The following is a 20,903-nucleotide window of genomic DNA, read 5'->3' on the forward strand; positions in this document are numbered from 1 at the left end:
TGCGGCAAAGCAAAATGACTTCGGGGCATATAATGCCCCGAAACAGGCAGCGGCAGCGACGCGCGGGTCGGCGCTGTTGCCACCGCTGCACTCAGCATGCATAAATTCAGGTATTGATATCTGTTTTCTGCTCACGCCGCGTACGCACTGCCTGGGCCAGACGCTCCAGCACCTGGACCGACGTGTCCCAGCCGATGCAGCCGTCCGTAATGCTCTGTCCGTAAGTGAGTTCGACGCCCTCTTTCAGATCCTGACGACCCGCAACCAGATGACTCTCTACCATGACGCCAAAAATGCGATGATCGCCGGTTTCCATCTGCTGCGCCACATCGTCGATCACCTGAGGCTGATTCTCATATTTCTTGTTGCTGTTGGCATGACTGGCATCGATCATGATACGGCTGGCCAGGCCCGCCTTGGACAATTGCTCGGACATCAGATTGATGTTTTCGGCGTCATAATTGGGGGCCTTGCCGCCACGCAGAATGACATGACAATCGTCATTACCAACGGTAGAGACGATTGCCGAATGGCCGCCCTTGGTTACCGACAGAAAATGATGAGGCTGTGAGGCGGCATTGATCGCGTCGATGGCAATCTTGATATTGCCGTCGGTCCCGTTCTTGAAACCGACCGGGCACGACAGGCCCGACGCCAGTTCGCGGTGCACCTGGCTCTCTGTCGTGCGCGCACCGATCGCGCCCCAGGACACCAGGTCGGCAATATATTGCGGGGTGATCATGTCCAGAAATTCGCAGCCCGCAGGCACGCCATTCTCGTTGACCTCCAGCAGCAATTCGCGCGCCAGCCGCACGCCCTTGTTGATATTGAAACTGCCGTCAAGATCCGGATCGTTTATGAGGCCCTTCCAGCCCACGGTCGTGCGAGGTTTTTCGAAATACACGCGCATGACGATTTCCAGATCGTCGCTGAAGCGGTCACGCTGTTCCTTCAGGCGCTTTACATATTCGCGCGCCGCGGCCGGATCGTGAATTGAACACGGGCCAATAATGACAACCAGCCGGTCATCTTTGGCATGCAGAATGCGATGTATCGCCTCGCGCGTATCATGCACCAGGCTGGACACCTGAGAGGAACAGGTAAACTCGCGCATCAGATGAGACGGCGGGCTAAGCTCTTTAATTTCGCGGATACGTAAATCGTCAGTATTGTAGGACACGGAAAACTCCAGATATATCGTTAATCAATCAATCGAATCGGTTATAGGTTTGCCCAGCCAGGCAGTGCATCGCTCAAAACAAAAAAGGCCACCAGATATTCTGGCGGCCTTTTGGTGTCTTGTAGCTTGTTTCTGCTTTCGCTAAGTACGCAACGTCCTTTCCTCCGCCTATCGCGTCGAAAATGTAAAATAAAAAAAGAAAAAGACGTGGCTAACTTGTTTCATAAGAGCAATCCTAGCACAGGTTTTTGCACATTGGCACATCAATCTGCCGTCAGGACAAAAATATACCGGGACTGTACCGGCCGGACCACAGAATGCGCGGCTTTCGGGTGGAAGAATCGATTATCGCGGAGAAAAAGACCGTTTTGCCCAGCCACGCGCTTTTTCCGCAACACCAAGGTCGGTAAGCCAGTCAGCAAAGCCCGGCGTTGCAAGCGAAGCCGGGCCAATTAAAAGGCTCAGGCTGTTCCGCCAACCGTCAGGCCATCCATGCGGATGGTGGGCATGCCCACCCCTACCGGCACGCTTTGCCCTTCCTTACCGCAAGTGCCCACACCCGAATCAAGCGATAAATCGTTGCCGATCATCGAAACCCGGTTCATGGCTTCAGGGCCGTTACCGATCAATGTCGCGCCCTTGACCGGATAGGTGATGCGGCCATTTTCGATCATATAGGCTTCACTGGCCGAAAACACGAACTTGCCGCTGGTGATATCGACCTGCCCGCCGCCAAAATTGACGGCGTACAGGCCTTTCTTGACCGAGGCAACAATATCCTGCGGGTTGTGATCTCCGCCAAGCATAAAGGTATTGGTCATACGAGGCATGGGCAGATGGGCATACGATTCACGGCGACCATTGCCGGTCACCTTGGTCTTCATCAGGCGTGCATTCAGTGAGTCCTGCATGTAGCCACGCAAAATACCGTCTTCGATCAGCACATTGCGCTGCGTCGGATTGCCCTCGTCGTCCACATTCAGGGAACCGCGACGATCCTTGATCGTGCCGTCATCGATCACGGTAACCCCCTTGGAGGCAACGCGCTCACCGATACGATCGGAGAAAATGCTTGAGCCCTTTCGGTTGAAATCGCCTTCCAGACCGTGGCCGACGGCTTCGTGCAGCAGAATGCCCGGCCAGCCGGAGCCCAGCACAACCGTCATTTCACCTGCCGGCGCGTCCCTGGCATCCAGATTCGTCAGCGCTTCGTGCACCGCCTTGTCGACGTACTCGTGCAACAACGCATCCGAGAAATAGTTCAGGCCCAGACGACCACCGCCGCCGCCATGGCCCATTTCACGTCGGCCATTGCGCTCGACGATTACGGTGACAGACAATCGTACCAGCGGTCGGATATCGGCTGCCAGACGGCCATCGCTGCCTACAATCATTACCACGTCATATTCCGAACCCAGGCCGGCCATGACCTGAATTACATGGGGATCTTTGGCGCGGGCAATGGTCTCGACCCGGCCAAGCAACGCCACTTTTTCCGTGGCTGGCATGGCAGCAATCGGGTCATCCTGGCCGTACAGGTCGTGCGCCTTGTTTTTGCCGTTGCCGATCACCTTCATGCGCCCTTCACCCTGCCGCGCAATCGCCTTGACCGTCGTGGCCGACTCCATGAGCGCCTCGGGCGAGAGTTTGTCTGAATAGGCAAAAGCGGTTTTCTCGCCCGCCAGCGCTCGCACGCCTACGCCTTGGGAGATGGAGAAGCTGCCGGTCTTGACAATACCCTCTTCCAGACTCCAGCTTTCGCTGCGCGTATATTGAAAGTACAGGTCGGCGTAATCGACCTTATGGGTAAAAATCTCGGCCAGCGCCGCAGCCATGTGGTTTTCATTCAGGTCCCAGGGATCCAGCAGCAGGGATTTTGCCGTTGCGACTGCCTGGAGATCGGATTCAATAGGTTTCATGTAAGGGTGTCTTCTAAGGTTTCTTTACTGTAATGGGAGGCGCTGTACCTGCGACGCCTGCCTTGTTGCGTTCAAACTCAACGGTGCGAACCTGACCGTTATGCCCGGGGAACTGGTCAAACACCGAAGCGGCCAGATAGGGCATGACTTCGGGCAGGCCACGCTCGCGCGAATCTGCCACGGCGCTGGCGCGAAATACTTCATTGCCATTTTGCTGCCTGTCACGAATATACACAGTGAGCGAATAGCGATGGTAAGGTACCGGAACCAGCTGATAGCGTGGCGTCATGGCAAAGCCGAAGCTGCTGTAGAAAGGGTTGTCATAATAACCATAGGGAAAGCCCATGCCCAGCCCCAGTGTCGGATACAAATCATAATTGCCGGTTTCCCGCTGGACCATTTGCTGACGCACTTCGGTGCCGGTGGTAAAGCCAACTTCAAAACGGGCGCGCTGGCGGCCCATCGCTTCGATCAGGCCGGTGCGGAACATGTTATTGCGAATATAGCCGGTATAGGCAGCCTGCTCCAGATTCTGCTGTCTGCTGTCGACAAAGCGGTAGTGCTGTCCTGCAACGGCAGCAGGCCATTGCTGAAACGAGGTAACCTGAGTCGTAAATTCACTGGTTGTCGAGCAGGCGGTCAATCCCGCCAGAAACAAGCCAGCCAAAACGAGGTTCCGGATACGGGGCACTTGCAGATGTCGCATGCTTCTTTCTCCTGCCAATCACACGCCAATATCATAGATGGCCTGCCGCGCCCGACACGCGCCGCAAACTGTACTTCAATTTTGACACAAAACGTCTTTTAAGGTTCCAATTCAGGGCAAGCCCCTATAATTAGGACAAATAGCTACAAATCGCTTTTTTTCAAGTGAACCCTGCCGGTTGTACCGCAAATTCACTTTCCGTTCACCAGCACCACAGTGACCACCATGCCTACAGAATTGATTGAAGAAAACAGTCCGACCGTCTATCGCAGCGACTACCAACCCTACCCGTTTACGCTTGATACGGTGGCACTCAATTTCGACCTGGACGAAAACCGCACTGTTGTCATCTCTACCCTGACATTCACCGCCAAAGACAAGACGCCTGCCGATCTGGTGCTCAATGCCGAGGACATCAGCCTGGACGCGCTGTATCTAAATGGCCAGGCGCTGGGCGCAGACGCCTATGAACTGGACCAGGACCAACTGGTGATTGCGCAATTGTCCGGTTCATTTGAACTGCGCATATGCACCACACTGAATCCGACAGCCAACTCCCTGTTCATGGGCCTATACAAATCGGGGAGCGGCTTTTTCACGCAGTGCGAAGCCGAAGGCTTTCGCCGCATTACTTACTTTCCCGATCGTCCGGACGTGATGAGCATTTATACCGTCACGCTTGCCGCCGACAAGGAAAAGTACCCCTATCTGCTGTCCAACGGCAATCTGCTGTCATCCACCGACCTGCCCGACGGTCGTCATCAGGCGGTCTGGCATGACCCGTTTCACAAGCCCAGCTATCTTTTCGCGCTGGTCGCCGGCGATTTCGATGTTCGCGAAAAAACCGTCAAAACCCATAATGGCCGCGACGTGCTGTTGCAGATATACAGCGACAAGGGCAGCCGGGACAAGACCGAGTGGGCACTGGCATCGCTGGAGCGCTCTCTGGTCTGGGACGAAAAGCGCTTTGGCCTGGAACTGGATCTGGATCGCTTCATGATTGTGGCCGTGCGCGACTTCAATATGGGCGCCATGGAAAACAAGGGGTTGAACATTTTCAATTCCGGTTATGTGCTGGCCGATCCCGATACTGCCACCGATGCCAATTTTTCTGCCGTGGAAGCCGTGATCGGTCACGAATATTTCCACAACTGGACCGGCAATCGCGTTACCTGCCGCGACTGGTTTCAGCTTAGCCTCAAGGAAGGCCTCACAGTCTTTCGCGATCAGGAATTTACGGCGGACATGATGGCCGCAGGACTGGATGACCAGGCTGCCGCCAGCGCCCGCGCGGTCAAGCGGATTGACGATGTGAGCGTGTTGCGCGCCGGCCAGTTCCCCGAGGATGCAGGCCCCATGGCGCATCCCATCCGCCCGGACAGCTACGAATCCATTGGCAATTTCTACACCGCCACTGTCTATGAAAAAGGTGCCGAAGTCATCCGTATGCAGCACACGCTGCTGGGCGCGCCCGGCTTTCGCGATGGCATGGACGAATATTTTCGCCGCCATGATGGACAGGCCGTCACCTGCGACGATTTCGTCAATGCCATGGAATACGTGTATACAAAAGTCCACCCGCAACGCGATCTGTCCGTCTTCAGGCGCTGGTATTCGCAGGCCGGCACGCCACGGGTGCAGGTTGCCATGAGCCACGACGCCGCGCAGCACACGGTGACATTGACCCTGTCGCAGCAAACACCGCTGGTGGGCGTTGAAAAAATCCGCAAGGATTTTGTGAAAAAACCTTTTCATATTCCCTTTGCTGTCGGTCTTCTGTCGGCTGACGGACAGCCGCTGGTGCTAAGCGAGGTCAACGACAGCGCGAGCCACGATGCCGCCCCGGACCCGGCCGGCGAACACACACGCCTGCTGGAGCTCACTGAGCAAAGTCAGTCCTGGACCTTCACCGACATCGCCGCCAAACCCGTCCCTTCGCTGTTGCGCGATTTTTCCGCGCCGGTCATTGTTCATTATGAATGGACGGCAGCGGAACTGGCAGTCCTGGCCCAGTCTGACCCCAATCCATTTGCCCGCTGGGAAGCGGGCCAAGCGCTGGCAGCACGCGAGATTCTGGGGCTTGTCGATGCGCTGCAAAAGGGTGCGCAATCGGCCCTGTCCGAGACGTTCGTGCAGGTTTGGAAAAACAATCTGCAGGATGCGGGCCTGGACGCCGACTATCGTGCCCGCCTGCTGACACTGCCTTCGGAAAAATTCCTGGCAGAGCAAATGGATCCGATAGAACCGATATGGCTGGCCAAGGCCCGCCACGCTGTCCGGGAAAACCTGGGCAAAGCGGCCGCGTCCGAATGGACCACCACCCTTCTTGGCAACGACACGCCCGGGCCATACAGCCCGGATCCGATCAGCGCGGGCCGACGCAGCCTGAAAAATCTGGCACTGGCGTACCTGATGGCGGCAGGCGATCAGGCGGCATGCCAGCAAGCGCTGGCCCAATACCAGGCAGCGCAGAACATGACCGATTGTATGGGCGCGCTTGGCGCCATCGTCAACTATCACCACGGGGACAAGCGCCAGGAAGCCATCGTTGATTTCTACGAAAAATGGCAGCATAATCCACTGGTCATCGACAAATGGTTTGCCCTGCAGGCAACCGCCGCCGACACCCGCACGGAAACGATCCGCGGACTGATGGCGCATCCAGCATTTTCATTGCGCAACCCCAATCGCGCCCGCTCCCTGATCTTCCAATTCTGCATGAACAATGCGCAAGGGTTCCATAACCAGGACGGTTCCGGCTACGCCTTGTGGACCGAAGCCGTGCTGGCGCTCGATGCCATCAATCCTGAAGTTGCTTCCCGTCTGGCGCGTGTCATGGATAACTGGGCGCGCTATACTCCTGCACTGCAATCACAAATGAAATCATCGCTTGAGCAGGTCCGCGATCACGAGGGTCTGTCCAGCAATGTGAGCGAGATTGTGTCCAAAGCATTGCGTATTTAATTATTTTCCGGAGACCTTATGTCACGAAAAACCCTTACCCAGTATCTGGTTGAGCAGCAGCGCAACAATAATGCCATTGAGGCAGAAGTGCGCTTGCTCGTAGAAGTTGTTTCACGCGCCTGCAAGGCCATTAGCCATGCTGTCAGCAAAGGTGCGCTGGGCGGCGTACTGGGAAGTCTGGAAAGCGAAAATATTCAGGGCGAAGTTCAGAAAAAGCTTGACGTACTGTCAAATGAAATTCTGCTTGAAGCCAACGAATGGGGAGGCCATCTGGCGGGCATGGCGTCCGAAGAGATGGAAACCATCCATCACATTCCCAACCGCTACCCCAAGGGCGAATACCTGTTGTTGTTCGATCCGCTGGACGGCTCGTCCAATATTGATGTCAATGTGTCCATCGGCACGATTTTCTCTGTGCTGAAGGCGCCGGCCGATATTTCAGGGCGCGAAGTGACCGAAAAGGATTTTCTGCAACCAGGCAGCCGGCAAGTGGTGGCCGGCTATGCTGTGTACGGTCCGCAAACCATGCTGGTACTCACGATCGGCAATGGCGTGATGGGCTTTACGCTGGATCGCGAACTGGGCAGCTGGGTATTGACACACGAGAATATGCGTGTTCCGGAAGATACCAAGGAATTCTCCATCAATATGTCCAATATGCGCCATTGGGCGCCGCCCATGCGCCAGTACATCGAAGACTGCCTGGCAGGCACCACCGGACCGATGGGCAAAGACTACAACATGCGCTGGATCGCCTCGATGGTGGCCGATGTACATCGTATCATGACGCGTGGCGGCATTTTCATGTATCCATGGGATGCGCGCGATCCGAAAAAACCGGGCAAGCTACGCCTGATGTATGAGGCCAATCCGATGAGCTTTATCATCGAGCAGGCCGGCGGCATGGCCACCGACTCGGTCAACCGTATCATGGATATCCAGCCGACCGAGTTGCACCAGCGCGTAGGCGTGGTGCTAGGGTCCAAAAACGAAGTGGCCCGGGTTAAGGACTACTGCGCCGGATCAAAGTGATTTAACCTGATTGCATCTATTTCCTGCATGATCTGGCTGTCCAGCTTAACTCCGCTGACAGCCAGATTTTCTTTAAGCTGGTCCGTTGTCCTGACCCCGATAATGGTGCAGGCAACCTGCCATTTTGTATTACAGAACGCCAGCGCCAGCTGTACCGGCGTCAACTGATGCCTGCGGGCAAGCGCATTATATACACGCGCTGCATCAAGCGAAGCCGGCCGGCCCCAGCGCTGCTTGCGCACCGACTCATATAAGGTAATCCTGGCGTCAGCCGGCGCCTGTTCTCCGGTGGTGCCGGACTCATCATATTTGCCTGTCAGCAGGCCATAACCCAGCGGCGAGTACGCAAGTAGCGACACATCAAGATGATGGCACATCTCGTCCAGTCCGTTTTCGTACGAACGATTTAGCAAGCAGAACGGGTTTTGTATGCTGGCCACTCTTGGCAAATTTTCGGCCTGGGCGATACGGATGAACTCGCTGACCCCATAAGGCGTTTCATTGGACAGGCCAACATAGCGGATTTTCCCCTCTCGCACCAGCCTGTCCATGGCCCGCAACTGTTCTTCAATGCTGCTTTGGTCAGGATTGGTTTTCTCCGGGTCGAAATAGCGATTGCCAAATGCGGGCACCGGCCGGGCCGGCCAGTGAATCTGATACAGGTCGATGTAATCGGTCTGCAAGCGTTTCAGACTACCTTCGCAGGAGCGGATGATATCGGCTGCTGTCAGGCCTTCGCCTTCACGCACCCACGGCATGCCGCGCGACGGCCCGGCAACCTTGCTGGCCAGCACAACTGACTGGCGCACTTGCGGACGGCGACTGAGCCAGTTGCCGATGATTGTCTCGGTCGCACCATAGGTTTGCTCACGGGTCGGCACAGCATACATTTCGGCCGTATCCAGAAAATTCACACCCTGGTCGACGGCCAGATCCAATATTTCAAATGCAATAGACTCGCTGACCTGTTCACCGAACGTCATGGTGCCCAGGCAAATATCGGTCACTTCCAGATCACTTTTCCCCAGCTTTACTTTCTGCATAACTATCCTTCGCAATTTAAGAGAACTTGTCCGATTGTAATGCGACTTCGGTGTAGCAAAAATTTTGAACTTATAATCAGAATATCTATCTTCCTGCGAAAGCAACATGAATACGCCCCCCACCAGAGAAATCCATCAGGTTCTGACGCCGGAAACCATCCAGATGCTGGTGCTGATCGCGGAAAAAGGCAGTTTTGCGGCAGCCGCTCGCGAATTGAACCTGGTTCCCAGCGCCCTGACCTATCGCGTCAGGCAGGTTGAAGATGCGCTGGACGTCCTGCTGTTTGATCGCAAGTCCCGACATGCCGCGCTAACGCCCGCAGGCAGGGAATTGATCGACGAGGGCCGGCAGTTGCTCAATTCGGTGGAACAGATTGCCCACCGCGTCAAGCGCATTGCCACAGGATGGGAGCCGCTGCTGACCATCAGCGCAGACACGATTGTGTCGCGCAAGGTGTTGTTCGAACTGTGTGAGAAGTTTTTCGCGCTCAATGTGCCTACGCAGTTACGTATCCGCGAGGAAGTACTGGATGGCACCTGGGAAACCTTGATCGCCGGCCATTCGGATCTGGCCATTGGCGTGAGCAGCACCTTGCAAAGCTCGGATATTCATTCGCTGCCGCTTAGCAAAATTTCATTTGTGTTTGTAGTGTCGCCCCAACATCCGCTGGCCACTGCGCCTGAACCACTGGAAGAGCAACTGATCGCCCAATACCAGTCTGTGGCTGCCGCAGATTCGGCAAGATATGCGCGCCGTATTTCCTATGGTGTGCAGGCGATGCAAAGAGTCTTTACCGTACCCAATCTGCATGCCAAGGTGCTGGCCCATCGAATGGGCCTGGGCTGCGGTTTTCTACCCTATTCTCACGCCAAGCCTTATCTGGCAACCGGAGAGCTGATTATCAAAAAGGTGGCAGCCTGCCCGCGGGTCGTGCAAAGCAATTATGCCTGGCGCAAACCTGCTCATGGTCGCGCCGTCGGCAAAGGCCTGCATTGGTGGCTGACCGAACTGGAGAGTGAAGAAACCCGTCAGGCGCTGATGGGCGACGAGTAAGCGAGTACGCGGGAAAGCGGGTCTCGCGTTACCAAGGCCCGCTGCCAAAACCTGCCCCGCCAGGCCCAACTTAGTCCAACGTGATCACTGTCGCGCCGGTCGTTTTACGTGAGGCCAGCGCCTGATGCGCTTCTCCCACGTCATCCAGACTATAGCGCTGATCGATCTGCACCTTGATTTTCTTGCTGCGGATCATATCGAACAACTCATCGGAAGCGGCCTTGAGTTTTTCTGCAGTGTCTACATGCGGACCAAGGGTGGGCCGGGTCACGTACAATGCGCCCTTGCTGGCCAAAATGCCCAGATTGACGCCGGTCACAGCCCCGGATGCGTTGCCGAAACTAACCATCAAGCCGCGCGGCTGCAGGCAGTCCAGAGAGCGCTCCCAAGTGTCCTTGCCCACGCCATCATAGACAACCGGCACTTTCTTGCCATTGGTCAGCGACAGCACGCGCTCGACCACGTCTTCCTTGCTGTAGTCGATAGTTGCCCACGCGCCGTGCGCCAGGGCAATATCCGATTTCTCGGGACTGGAAACCGTACCGATCAGTTTTACACCCAGGGCTCGGGCCCACTGGCAGGCAATCAGCCCGACGCCCCCTGCCGCGGCATGAAACAGAATCGTTTCATGTCCCTGCAACCGGTACGTTTGCCGGAACAAATATTGCACGGTCAGGCCCTTGAGCATTACGGCCGCCGCTTCATCGAACGACAGAAAATCCGGAATTTTAAGCACGTTGGCGGCGGGCACATTGCGCAGCTCGGCATACGCACCAATGGGGCTTTGCCCATAAGCGACGCGATCGCCCTTTTTCAGATGCGTGACGCGACTGCCAACGGTCTCGACGATACCGGCAGCTTCAAAACCCAGCCCATGCGGCAGCGGCTGCGCATAAAGACCTGTTCGATAATAAATATCGATGAAATTGAGACCAATCGCCTTTTGTACGATCTGCACTTCATTATCCGCCGGCGCGCCTACCTCTTCGGTAATCACTTTCATGACACCGACATCGCCGTGTTCGCTGATCTCTACTTTTCTTGAAGACATTGCCACCCTACCCTCCTGAGTTTTCTATTAGCCACAATGGATGAAACAGATTAGTGTATTTAAGTCGATACGCTGTATTAAATCAACGGAGTCAGTTAAAATAATTCTTATGATACAGTCAAAATCTGCTTAGGCAGCAATTAAAATGAACAAAGGCAAGCACCCCGTCTCTCCTGAAGCCGCCAAACAGGATCCTGCACTCGAATCCAATGCGATCAGCGAGGCTTGCGGCCCTTTTTACACCAATGCTGCAAACAATAGAGGGCTCAAGAACATCGGCTATCTAATCCGGCTCAATTTTCATTCCATATCGCAAATGATTGAAGCTGAAATGGAACCCCTGGGCCTGACAGCGTCGCAATGGCACCCGATTGCCATTATCGGGCTGGAAAAAGCCAATACCCCGGCCAGCGTCGCGCGCACCGCAGAGGTCGATACCGGAGCCATGACCCGCACCCTGGATCGCCTGGAGAAAAAAGGGTTTCTCAAGCGCCACCGCTCGACAAACGATCGCCGTGTCGTGGAGCTGGAATTGACGGAAAAAGGCCACACGGTCACCGAAAAGCTGATGCCTGCTGTCTCGCGTGCGCTCAATGCCCACCTCAAGGGCTTTACCAACGAAGAAACCACGCTGCTGATCAGTTTTTTGCAGCGAATGCAGCAAAATGGCAACACCGAGACCTACGAACGGCTGCTCAAAGAACTTGAGAATGATGACGGCTGCGTCCTGTCCTGTAACAATAATCGGCCAGCGACCTGATTCGCACATGGCTGGCCGCAGACGCAATGGGGGCAGACTCACGGATGGTATCGGCGCGCGGCATACTCGCGCCCACGCTTCAGCGCGCTACAGCCCTCGAAGCAAAACACTGTGTGAGCGGCCGGCTGCCCATAGTTGGCCCCTTGATCAAGCCCCTTTTAATCAAGCCCAGAATTGGCCATATTCAAGCGCCATGTCTGACAAACAAGCGCCCATTCAGATGGGCTCGCTGTGCAAACCCGTCCAAATCAAGCGCCGCACAGGACCGACGGCACCCTGCCGCCAATGACCTACCGTCTTTTACCGACCAGCGACCCCAACACGCCGCGGATCAATCGCCGTGCAGCGCCGCGCACATAGCTTTTGGCCACCTGCTGGACCACGCCATCGCGTCGACCGCCGCGCGGGCCGGTGGAGCCGATCATCAGGTCCTTGACCATGCCCAGGATCCCGTCATCTTCTGCACCTGCTGCCGGTTTGGCTGACGCCTGTTCCGTGTTTTTCTCCTCCGTTCGCTTGGCCAGCACCTCGAACGCAGACTCCCGATCGACCGGCTTATCGTATTTGCCCCCGAATTGCGACTGACTGCGTAACGCCTGGCGTTCTGCGTCGGTCGCAGGGCCGATCCGACTGGCCGGCGGCAAGACCCAACCGCGCTGCGTAATACCTGGACTCCCCTTGGCATCCAGAAAGGACAACAGGGCTTCGCCAACGCCCAGTTGTCCAATGGCCTGGGTAATATCCAGATCCGGGTTGGGACGCATGGTTTCGGCCGCCGTTTTCACCGCGCGCTGGTCCCGTGGTGTAAAGGCGCGCAGCGCGTGCTGTACACGGTTACCTAACTGTCCCAGCACCGTATCCGGAATATCCAGCGGATTCTGGGTCACAAAAAACACGCCCACGCCCTTGGAACGCACCAGCCGCACAATCTGCTCGATTTTCCGCAACAGCGCTTCGGGGGCATCGGAAAACAGCAGATGGGCTTCGTCAAAGAAAAACACCAGGCGTGGTTTCTCGGGGTCGCCGATTTCCGGCAGCGCCTCGTATATCTCGGCCAGCAACCACAACAAAAATACCGCATACAGCTTGGGCGACTGCATCAGCTTGTCAGCCGCCAGAATATTGACAACGCCCTGTCCGCCGGCATCGGTACGAAGCAGATCGTGAATATCGAGCATGGGTTCGCCGAAAAAATGATCGGCACCCTGCGACTCCAGTTGCAGCAATGCGCGCTGGATGGCGCCCACTGACGCGGCTGACACGTTGCCATAGTTCTGCCGCAATTCGCTGGCGCGGTCCGCCACGTTTTGCAGCATGGCTCGCAGGTCCTTGAGATCGAGCAGTAATTGCCCTTCATCATCGGCCACCTTGAACACCAGGTTCAACACGCCTGCCTGGGTATCGTTCAGATCCAGCATGCGGGACAGCAACAGTGGCCCCATGTCTGAGATAGTGGCCCGCACCGGATGCCCCTGCTCGCCGAATACATCCCACAAGACGGTGGGCGCAGCCCCCCATTGCGGCGTTGGCAGGCCGTATTTCTGCAAGCGCTCCTGCAATTTGGGGCTGTCCGCACCCGCCTGGGAGATCCCGGTAAGGTCACCCTTGACGTCTGCCATGAATACCGGCGTTCCCAAGCGGGAAAACGACTGGGCCAGCACCTGAAGCGTGACCGTTTTGCCGGTGCCGGTCGCCCCCGTAATACAACCGTGACGATTGGCCATTTGTGGCAAGATGACGACATCTGCCTGACCACTTTTTGCGATGAGTACCGGATCTGCCATGAGTTTCCCTTTGTATCAATTAACGTGCTGATGACGCTTTCCAAGCCCGGTTCAGCACCCGACGCACTCTACCGGTGCCTGCTGCGCGATCAAGCGTGTACGATGAAGCCTGAACGCGACACGACACTGCCCTTAGGCAGCAATCCTGCCCGAATGTCGGTAAAACGACGTAAACAAGCCGTATTCTATAAAAGTTTATGACTGTTCAGGGTAAAATTCTTTATTTTGCTACTTCAAGAGTTAATCAAACCATGGCAGGTCATAGTAAATGGGCAAATATCCAGCACCGCAAAGGTCGCCAGGATGCCAAGCGTGGAAAAATCTGGACAAAAATCATTCGTGAGGTCACGGTCGCCGCGCGTGCCGGCGGCCCCGATCCGGATACCAACCCGGCCTTGCGCCTGGCCTGGGATAAAGCCACCGCTGCCAATATGCCAAAAGACAACATCCAGCGCGCCATTACGCGCGGGGCTGGCGGGGCCGATGGCGACAGCTACGAATCCATACGTTATGAAGGCTATGGAATCAGCGGCGCTGCGGTCATCATAGACTGCATGACAGATAACCGCACCCGCACGGTGTCGGATGTGCGCCATGCGCTCACCAAGCATGGCGGCAATCTGGGCCAGGACGGTTCAGTGGCGTTCATGTTCAAGCATTGTGGCCAGTTTATTTTCGGTCCCGACTATTCCGAAGACCAGATCATTGAAGTGGCGCTGGAAGCTGGCGCCGAAGATGTCGTGACCGATGAAGAAGGGCTGATCGAAGTGCTGTGCGAACCCCCGCTCTTTTCCGATGTGCGCGCCGCTTTTGAAAAGGCCGGCCTGAAACCGGAAATGGAAGGCGTCATCATGAAGCCGCTGAACGAAACGGAACTGACCGGCGAGGACGCAAAAAAAATGCAGAAAATTCTTGATCAGCTCGAAAGCCTGGATGACGTGCAGGAGGTGTACACCACCGCTGTCTTCAATGAAACGGAAGAAGGATAAGATACCCCATGAAGGCACTTGTTATTGGTAACGGTGGACGCGAACACGCCATCGCCTGGCGTCTTGCGCAGTCGCCACGTATTTCAACTGTATTTGTTGCTCCGGGCAATGGTGGCACCGCCACCGACCCGGCCCTGACCAGCCTGCCCATCTCCGATCTGCAGCAACTGGCGCAATTTGCGCTGGACGAACAGATCGCACTGACCGTGGTCGGCCCCGAAGCGCCGCTGGCCGCCGGTGCGGTAGACCTGTTTCGCAGCAAGGGTCTGGCGGTTTTCGGCCCCACCCAGGCTGCCGCGCAACTGGAAAGTTCCAAGGACTTTGCCAAAGCCTTCATGCTGCGGCATCGCATTCCCACGGCCGCCTATGCGACCTTTACCGATCCGCAAGCCGCGCATCAGTATGTGCGTGAGCAAGGCGCGCCCATTGTGGTCAAGGCCGATGGGCTGGCCGCAGGCAAAGGCGTGGTGGTCGCGCAAACTGAAGACGAAGCGCATGCCGCCATCGACAGCATGCTGGGCGACGGCTCTTTGGGCAGCGCCGGTGCTCGCGTGGTGATCGAAGCCTGCCTGGAAGGCGAAGAAGCCAGTTTTATCGTCATGTGCGACGGCAAGCACGTGCTGCCCATGGCCAGCAGCCAGGACCACAAGCGTCAGCTTGACGGCGACAAGGGTCCGAACACCGGCGGTATGGGCGCCTACTCGCCCGCTCCGATTGTCAGCGAGGTACTGCACCAGCGCATCATGAACGAAGTGATCTGGCCGACCATCAACGGCATGGCCAGCGACGGGATTGAATATACCGGCTTTCTGTATGCAGGCGTGATGATTGGCGACGGCCCGGACGCGACCCGCCCCATCAAGGTGCTGGAGTTTAACTGCCGCATGGGCGACCCGGAAACCCAGCCCATCATGTTGCGCATCCGTAACGACTTCTCCGAGGTCGTGGAGCACGCCATTGCCGGCACGCTGGACCAGGCACAGATTGACTGGGATCCGCGCACAGCCCTGGGCGTGGTCATGGCATCGCACAATTATCCAGGCACACCCCGTACGGGCGATGCCATCACCAACATCGCCGGCGCCAGTGCCGACTGCGTTACCTTTCATGCCGGCACCCGCCTGCAAGACGGTGTGCTACAAACCTCGGGCGGTCGGGTGTTATGCGTGACGGCACTGGGCGAGACGCCTGCGGCTGCCCGCGACATTGCCTATGCGGCCCTTGAGCAGATCCGCTTTGACGGCAGCCAATACCGCAAGGATATCGGCTGGCGCGCCCTGAAGCCGGCATGAAAAAAGTCGGACTCCTGGGCGGCAGCTTCAATCCGGTACATGTGGCCCACCTGGCCATGGCCAGGACAGCATTGCGCGCGCTCAATCTGGACGAGGTGCAGCTGATTCCTGCCGGCAACCCCTGGCAGAAGCAGCCGCTGCGGATCAGCGGCACCCAGCGCCTGGAAATGCTGGCGCTGGCGATTGCCGATGAACCCGGCATTGTGATCAACGATATCGAAATCAATCGGGAAGGGGCAACCTACACCATCGATACGCTGCGCAACCTGCCGCGCGATGCGAAATACTATTGGTTATTGGGGACCGACCAGCTCAACAATTTCTGCACCTGGCAGAACTGGCAGGAAATTACAGACTACGTCACGCTGACCGTGGCCTGGCGCACCGGCCACCCCTTGCATATCCCGCAGGAGCTGGACGTCCTGTTGCGACGCGATGGCAAGGGCCTGATTACCCTTCCCTTCAAGGCCATGGATGTGTCCTCCACCGAGATCCGCTCACGCATCCAGCAGGGGCAGGATGCCTCGGCGTTTGTTCCCGCGCCCGTTCTGGATTACATTAATACTCACGGACTTTACCGATAGCAGATTGTCTTGCTGCCCCTTACCCCGAAAACCGGAAAACCTTATTACCTATGAATATACAAAAATTGCAACGTCTGGTCATCAATGCGCTGGAGGACGTCAAAGCCCAGGATATCCGGGTGTTCAACACCAGCCATCTGACCAGTCTGTTTGACCGGGTCGTTATCGCCAGCGGTACTTCCAACCGCCAGACTCGTGCCCTGGCAAGCAGCGTTGTCAATGCAGCCCGAGCGCACAAAATACCCATTATCGCACTCGAAGGGCAGGAGTCCGGCGAATGGGTACTGGTCGACATCGGCGACATTGTCATCCATTGCATGCAACCGACCATTCGCCAATACTACAATCTGGAAGCAGTGTGGGGCGACAAGCCGGTTCGCGTCCGGTTGCTGGAGCAATCCAAGGGCCATGCCATGCAGGGTTTTGCCGATGATGAAGACGACAACATGGAAGAATAAAACGTCCTATGAAGCTCATTGTCATTGCTGTCGGCAACAGAATGCCTGATTGGGTCACTACCGCATGGAAAGACTATGCCAAACGGATGCCTGCCGATTGCACGATTGAGCTGCGGGAAATCAAGCCTGAACCCAGAACGTCCGGAAAAACGCCATCTCAAATGATGGAGGCAGAAAGCCGTCGCATTCAGGCCGCACTCGCTGCCGACAGTCTGGTCATTGCACTGGATGAACATGGTCGCGATCTGACCACCATGGACCTGTCGCGGCAACTGGAAGGTTGGCGCGGCAACAGCCAGGACGTCACCTTTCTGATCGGCGGCCCGGACGGACTGGATGCAGACCTCAAAAAGCGTTGCGCCAGCCTCATCCGCCTGTCGTCGCTGACATTACCGCACCCCATGGTGCGCATTGTGCTGGCCGAACAGCTGTATCGCGCGTGGGCCATTCTGACCAACCATCCCTATCATCGTGCCTGAACGCCCTGGTGCTGGCACACCGTCTTCGATCATGACTGCTTTGAACAACACCGTATCGGCCTCTCCCTCTGCCCCGGCAGGATCCCTGCTGATGGCGCAGGTGCAAACACAACCCATCTTCCTGGCGTCGGCCAGCCCGCGTCGCCACCAATTGCTCACACAAATGGGCATCGCGCATGACGTTCTGCCGGTGCCGGCGCCGCCAGGCGAGGACGAGCCATTATTGCCCGGCGAACATCCTGCCAGCTATGTGAAACGCACCGCCAGAGAAAAGGCCGAGCGCGCCGTGGCGCACCTGCACGCCAGCGGCCTGCCGCCCCGCCCCATTTTGACGGCCGATACAACCGTGATGATGGGTCCACAGCTTTTGGGAAAAGCCTGCACAGACAATGACGTGCGCGATGCGCTGTCGGCCCTGTCCGGGCAGACGCACCAGGTGCATACCGCCATCGTACTGGCCTGGCGCGAGCGCCTGTACGAAGACGTATCCATTACAAGTGTGATAATAAAGACCCTAACCACGGACGAGATAGACTGGTATGTGCGCTCGGGCGAGGGCATCGGCAAGGCCGGCGCCTACGGCATACAGGGCCTGGCCTCCGCCTTTGTGGAATCGATCAGCGGCAGCTATAGCGGCGTCATGGGACTGCCGCTATTTGAAACCTGCCGGCTGCTGGGGCGTGCCTATTCAGCGTCGGACTGATTGTCCGGCGCCGCATTGATGAACGCCTCTTCCTTGTTGCAGGCGGCATCGATGCGAACAATCGTAGGATACGGATTCAGGTCCAGATTGAAACGGCGGGCATTGGCCACCTGCGGCACCAGGCAGAAATCAGCCATGGTGGGCGTATCGCCATGACAGTAAACACCCGTATCGGTTGAAGACGCCAGCATTTTTTCCAGTGAATCAAACCCCTGGCGGATCCAGTGCAGATACCACTCGTTTTTCACCTCTTCGGATACACCCAGCTCGCGCTTGAGGTACTTGAGCACCCGCAGGTTATTCAGGGGATGAATGTCACATGCAATAAACTGCGCCAGTGAACGCACGCGCGCCCTGCCCGCCTGCGTTGCAGGAAGAATGGGCACCTGCGGATAAGCCTCTTCAAGATATTCCATGATGGCAATGGATTGCCCAATACTCACATTCTGGTCGATAAAGGTGGGTACCAGGGTAGTTGGATTGAGCTCGCGGTAGGTCTGCGCCAGTTGCTGACCACCATCACGAATAAGGTGCACAGGCACTGACTCGTATCCCAGCTGCTTGACGTTCAGCGCAATTCTGACCCGATAGGCTGCCGAACTTCTGAAATACCCGTATAGCTTCATCTGCATTATCTCCCTGCCTGTTGTTTGCGCGACAGTTCCTTTGGCAAGGGGAACGTCACGTTCTCTTTTATTCCATCCATTCTGCGCACCGAAATGGCACCCAACTCCTTCAACCGCTCAACAACCTCTTGAACCAGCACTTCGGGAGCAGACGCACCGGCGGTAATGCCTATTTTCCTGGCGCCTTGCACCCATTCGGGTCGAATGGCCAGGGCATTGTCAATCAGATAAGCCTGGCAATCGAGCCGTTCTGCTACTTCACGCAACCGATTCGAGTTGGAACTGTTGATGCTGCCCACTACGAAAAACACATCGCAATCTGACGCGAGAACCTTGACCGCATCCTGGCGGTTCTGGGTTGCATAGCAAATATCGCTTTTCTTGGGCTCGACAATGCCCGGGAATTTTGCCCTGAGCGCATCGGCCACCCGCCTTGCGTCATCGATAGAGAGCGTCGTCTGGGTAACAAACGCCGTGTTTTCAGGATTGTCGACCTGCAATGCTGCGACGTCTTCCGGGGTTTCCACCAGATGCATGCGTCCGACCGCCTGCCCAAGCGTACCCTCCACTTCGGGGTGACCCTTGTGGCCGATCATGACAATCTCAAGGCCCGCGGCGTGCATTTTTGCCACTTCGATGTGTACCTTGGTCACCAGCGGACAGGTTGCGTCGAAAATACGCAGGTCACGCAATTGCGCTTCTGCGCGTACCGCGCGCGAGACGCCGTGGGCGGAAAACACCACGATGGCGCCTGCCGGCGCCTGATCCAGCTCATCAATAAAAATCGCGCCCTTATTGCGCAAGCTTTCAACCACAAATTTGTTATGGACGATTTCATGACGCACATAGATTGGAGCGCCGTGCAACTCCAGCGCACGCTCCACAATATCGATGGCGCGGTCAACCCCCGCGCAAAAGCCACGTGGTTCGGCCAGAATCACTTCGCTGTTTTGAGCCATTACAGAACTCCGAGCAATTTGACGTCGATGCGCAAATCGACGCCTGCCAATGGATGATTGAAATCAAAGCGCGCCGTGTCGTTATCCCACTCGCGGAAAACACCAGAATAACGCCCGCCGTTAGGTGCCGTAAACTCGACCATATCGCCAGGCTCAAATTGCGCATCGGGGCCGGCGTCGCGATCCAGCATCTGGCGGCTAACCCGCTGCAACAGTTCCGGATTGCGCGCTCCGTAAGCCTGCTGCGCAGGCAATTCGTAACTGAATGATTCACCTTCAGCATGGCCGATCAGTGGCGCTTCCATGGAAGGAGACCATTGTCCGATGCTCAATTGCAGCGTGCCTGGCTTGCCGGTAAAGGTGTCAATAAAAGCCGAACCGGCACCCGGCCCAGACATCAGCGTAATGCGATAGTGCAGGGTCAGGTAGGATTGGGCATGGACAATTGGATTCATGGACTGGGAATTCGCGGTCAAAATCTGTCACCGTAGTGCGTTTTCTGTAAAACCTCATTTTAACTGACAATGAACACGTACACCGCCATTTACCCTGATTCTGCCAAGGACACCGCTCACTGTGCGGCAGCAATGCCTGAAGGCGAACTGCGACCACGGGAAAAATTACTGGCCCGGGGCGCTGCCGCGCTATCCAATGCCGAGTTGCTGGCCATTTTGCTGCGTACCGGCTCGACCCAAATGAATATCATGCAATTTTCCCAATATGTGCTGGATCAGGCTGGCGGCCCGCGTAATCTGTTGCTGAGCAACTATCAATCCCTGAGAAAAATAAAAGGCCTGGGCGAGGCCAAAATCTGCTCGTTTCTGGCCGCAGTCGAGTTTGCCCGGCGCCATATGCAGGACACCTTGCAATTTCATACGGAACTGAACCGTCCTGCAGTGGTGCGCGATTTTTGCATCAGCCTGCTATCGCATGAAGTAGTGGAAAAATGCCTATTGCTGCTGGTCAATACGCGCCATCAGCTGATTCACCACGAAGAAGCCTCGCGCGGCACACTGAACCAAACTGCCGTTTATCCCCGCGAAATTGCCGCTACCGCGCTGCGCCACAATGCCTGGGGCGTGATTCTGGCGCACAATCATCCGTCGGGACTGGCGCAGCCCAGCCTGGCCGATATCCAGCTTACCCAGCAATTGCGACGCGGCCTGGCGCTGCTGGAAATCCGTCTGGTTGACCATATCATCGTGGCTGGAGCAACGGCCATATCGCTGGCCGAACTGGGCAAGCTATAAGCAATGACAACTGCTATACTGCGTATCAGTCCAGCGCGTTCTGGTTGTTTCAGGACATTGTGCCCTTCTC

Annotated in this window: 20 protein-coding genes; 11 read left to right on the forward strand and 9 right to left on the reverse strand. The window is 56.6% G+C overall.

The genetic code is table 11. From position 1 onward, the window contains the following. Positions 1-106 precede the first annotated feature (106 nt). The 3 genes from aroG to INT32_RS02150 all read right to left on the reverse strand — a co-directional run bounded on the left by aroG (position 107) and on the right by INT32_RS02150 (position 3,805). Positions 107-1,180 carry a 3-deoxy-7-phosphoheptulonate synthase AroG gene (aroG, locus tag INT32_RS02140; protein ID WP_193087069.1) on the reverse strand — a complete coding sequence of 358 codons (1,074 nt, stop codon included), beginning with the start codon at positions 1,178-1,180 and terminating at the stop codon, positions 107-109. Positions 1,181-1,641: 461 nt separating this feature from the next. Beyond that, positions 1,642-3,099, reverse strand: coding sequence for a metalloprotease TldD (gene tldD / locus INT32_RS02145; protein WP_193087070.1), 1,458 nt, complete (start codon positions 3,097-3,099; stop codon positions 1,642-1,644). 13 nt (positions 3,100-3,112) lie between these two features. After that, on the reverse strand, positions 3,113-3,805 hold the full coding sequence (locus tag INT32_RS02150) for a DUF4136 domain-containing protein (protein WP_193087071.1): 693 nt from the start codon (positions 3,803-3,805) through the stop codon (positions 3,113-3,115). Between the two features lie 240 nt (positions 3,806-4,045). Between INT32_RS02150 and pepN the strand changes: the two genes are divergently transcribed. Further along, on the forward strand, positions 4,046-6,769 hold the full coding sequence (gene pepN / locus INT32_RS02155; protein WP_193087247.1) for an aminopeptidase N: 2,724 nt from the start codon (positions 4,046-4,048) through the stop codon (positions 6,767-6,769). An 18-nt stretch (positions 6,770-6,787) separates the two neighbouring features. Then, complete coding sequence (locus INT32_RS02160) at positions 6,788-7,801, forward strand: class 1 fructose-bisphosphatase (RefSeq protein WP_193087072.1); 1,014 nt, start codon at positions 6,788-6,790, stop codon at positions 7,799-7,801. Here INT32_RS02160 and INT32_RS02165 read toward each other — a convergent pair. Further along, a complete protein-coding gene (locus INT32_RS02165) occupies positions 7,780-8,844 on the reverse strand; it encodes an aldo/keto reductase (protein WP_193087073.1) in 1,065 nt (354 codons plus the stop codon). The two genes, INT32_RS02160 and INT32_RS02165, sit on opposite strands and share 22 nt — an antisense overlap. Before the next feature lie 106 nt (positions 8,845-8,950). Between INT32_RS02165 and INT32_RS02170 the strand changes: the two genes are divergently transcribed. Next, positions 8,951-9,898, forward strand: a complete 948-nt coding sequence (locus tag INT32_RS02170) for a LysR family transcriptional regulator (RefSeq protein ID WP_193087074.1) — start codon at positions 8,951-8,953, stop codon at positions 9,896-9,898. Between the two features lie 70 nt (positions 9,899-9,968). On the opposite strand, the gene INT32_RS02175 is transcribed toward INT32_RS02170, so the two are convergent. Beyond that, positions 9,969-10,949 (reverse strand): quinone oxidoreductase, encoded by a 981-nt coding sequence (locus tag INT32_RS02175; RefSeq protein ID WP_193087075.1) that lies wholly within the window; start codon positions 10,947-10,949, stop codon positions 9,969-9,971. Between the two features lie 145 nt (positions 10,950-11,094). Here INT32_RS02175 and INT32_RS02180 point away from each other — a divergent pair, with 145 nt between their 5' ends. Continuing rightward, on the forward strand, positions 11,095-11,709 hold the full coding sequence (locus INT32_RS02180; RefSeq protein WP_193087076.1) for a MarR family winged helix-turn-helix transcriptional regulator: 615 nt from the start codon (positions 11,095-11,097) through the stop codon (positions 11,707-11,709). Positions 11,710-11,999: 290 nt separating this feature from the next. Here INT32_RS02180 and INT32_RS02185 read toward each other — a convergent pair whose 3' ends face one another. Next, entirely contained in the window at positions 12,000-13,493 is a 1,494-nt protein-coding gene (locus INT32_RS02185; protein ID WP_193087077.1) for a helicase HerA-like domain-containing protein, read from the reverse strand. Positions 13,494-13,744: 251 nt separating this feature from the next. Here INT32_RS02185 and INT32_RS02190 point away from each other — a divergent pair, with 251 nt between their 5' ends. The 6 genes from INT32_RS02190 (at position 13,745) to INT32_RS02215 (ending at position 17,998) form a co-directional block, all read left to right on the forward strand. After that, the gene (locus tag INT32_RS02190; protein ID WP_193087078.1) at positions 13,745-14,482 is read left to right on the forward strand and encodes a YebC/PmpR family DNA-binding transcriptional regulator; all 738 of its coding nucleotides are present in this window, start codon (positions 13,745-13,747) and stop codon (positions 14,480-14,482) included. Positions 14,483-14,490: 8 nt separating this feature from the next. After that, on the forward strand, positions 14,491-15,774 hold the full coding sequence (gene purD, locus INT32_RS02195; protein ID WP_193087079.1) for a phosphoribosylamine--glycine ligase: 1,284 nt from the start codon (positions 14,491-14,493) through the stop codon (positions 15,772-15,774). Next, positions 15,771-16,358, forward strand: coding sequence for a nicotinate-nucleotide adenylyltransferase (gene nadD, locus INT32_RS02200; protein ID WP_193087080.1), 588 nt, complete (start codon positions 15,771-15,773; stop codon positions 16,356-16,358). The genes purD and nadD overlap by 4 nt, the downstream gene beginning before the upstream one ends. A 50-nt stretch (positions 16,359-16,408) precedes the next feature. Next, the gene (gene rsfS, locus INT32_RS02205) at positions 16,409-16,816 is read left to right on the forward strand and encodes a ribosome silencing factor (RefSeq protein ID WP_193087081.1); all 408 of its coding nucleotides are present in this window, start codon (positions 16,409-16,411) and stop codon (positions 16,814-16,816) included. An 8-nt stretch (positions 16,817-16,824) separates the two neighbouring features. Then, positions 16,825-17,295: a 23S rRNA (pseudouridine(1915)-N(3))-methyltransferase RlmH gene (gene rlmH, locus INT32_RS02210; RefSeq protein WP_193087082.1), complete on the forward strand. Its 471-nt coding sequence runs from the start codon at positions 16,825-16,827 to the stop codon at positions 17,293-17,295. A gap of 91 nt (positions 17,296-17,386) precedes the next feature. Further along, entirely contained in the window at positions 17,387-17,998 is a 612-nt protein-coding gene (locus tag INT32_RS02215; RefSeq protein ID WP_193087249.1) for a nucleoside triphosphate pyrophosphatase, read from the forward strand. Here the strand turns inward: INT32_RS02215 and maiA are convergent. Genes maiA through INT32_RS02230 form a run of 3 tightly spaced genes read right to left on the reverse strand, consistent with a single transcriptional unit; the run spans position 17,980 to position 20,038 of the window. Then, positions 17,980-18,624 (reverse strand): maleylacetoacetate isomerase, encoded by a 645-nt coding sequence (gene maiA, locus INT32_RS02220; protein ID WP_193087248.1) that lies wholly within the window; start codon positions 18,622-18,624, stop codon positions 17,980-17,982. The two genes, INT32_RS02215 and maiA, sit on opposite strands and share 19 nt — an antisense overlap. Before the next feature lie 5 nt (positions 18,625-18,629). After that, the gene (gene ispH / locus INT32_RS02225) at positions 18,630-19,583 is read right to left on the reverse strand and encodes a 4-hydroxy-3-methylbut-2-enyl diphosphate reductase (RefSeq protein WP_193087083.1); all 954 of its coding nucleotides are present in this window, start codon (positions 19,581-19,583) and stop codon (positions 18,630-18,632) included. Next, entirely contained in the window at positions 19,583-20,038 is a 456-nt protein-coding gene (locus tag INT32_RS02230; protein ID WP_193087250.1) for a peptidylprolyl isomerase, read from the reverse strand. Before INT32_RS02230 ends, ispH begins: the two co-directional genes overlap by 1 nt. Positions 20,039-20,107: 69 nt before the next feature. Here INT32_RS02230 and radC point away from each other — a divergent pair, with 69 nt between their 5' ends. After that, positions 20,108-20,833, forward strand: coding sequence for a DNA repair protein RadC (gene radC, locus INT32_RS02235; RefSeq protein WP_226816378.1), 726 nt, complete (start codon positions 20,108-20,110; stop codon positions 20,831-20,833). Positions 20,834-20,903 lie beyond the last annotated feature (70 nt).

It is taken from the genome of Advenella sp. FME57 (assembly GCF_014897675.1).
In the GTDB taxonomy this organism is placed as follows: domain Bacteria; phylum Pseudomonadota; class Gammaproteobacteria; order Burkholderiales; family Burkholderiaceae_B; genus Advenella.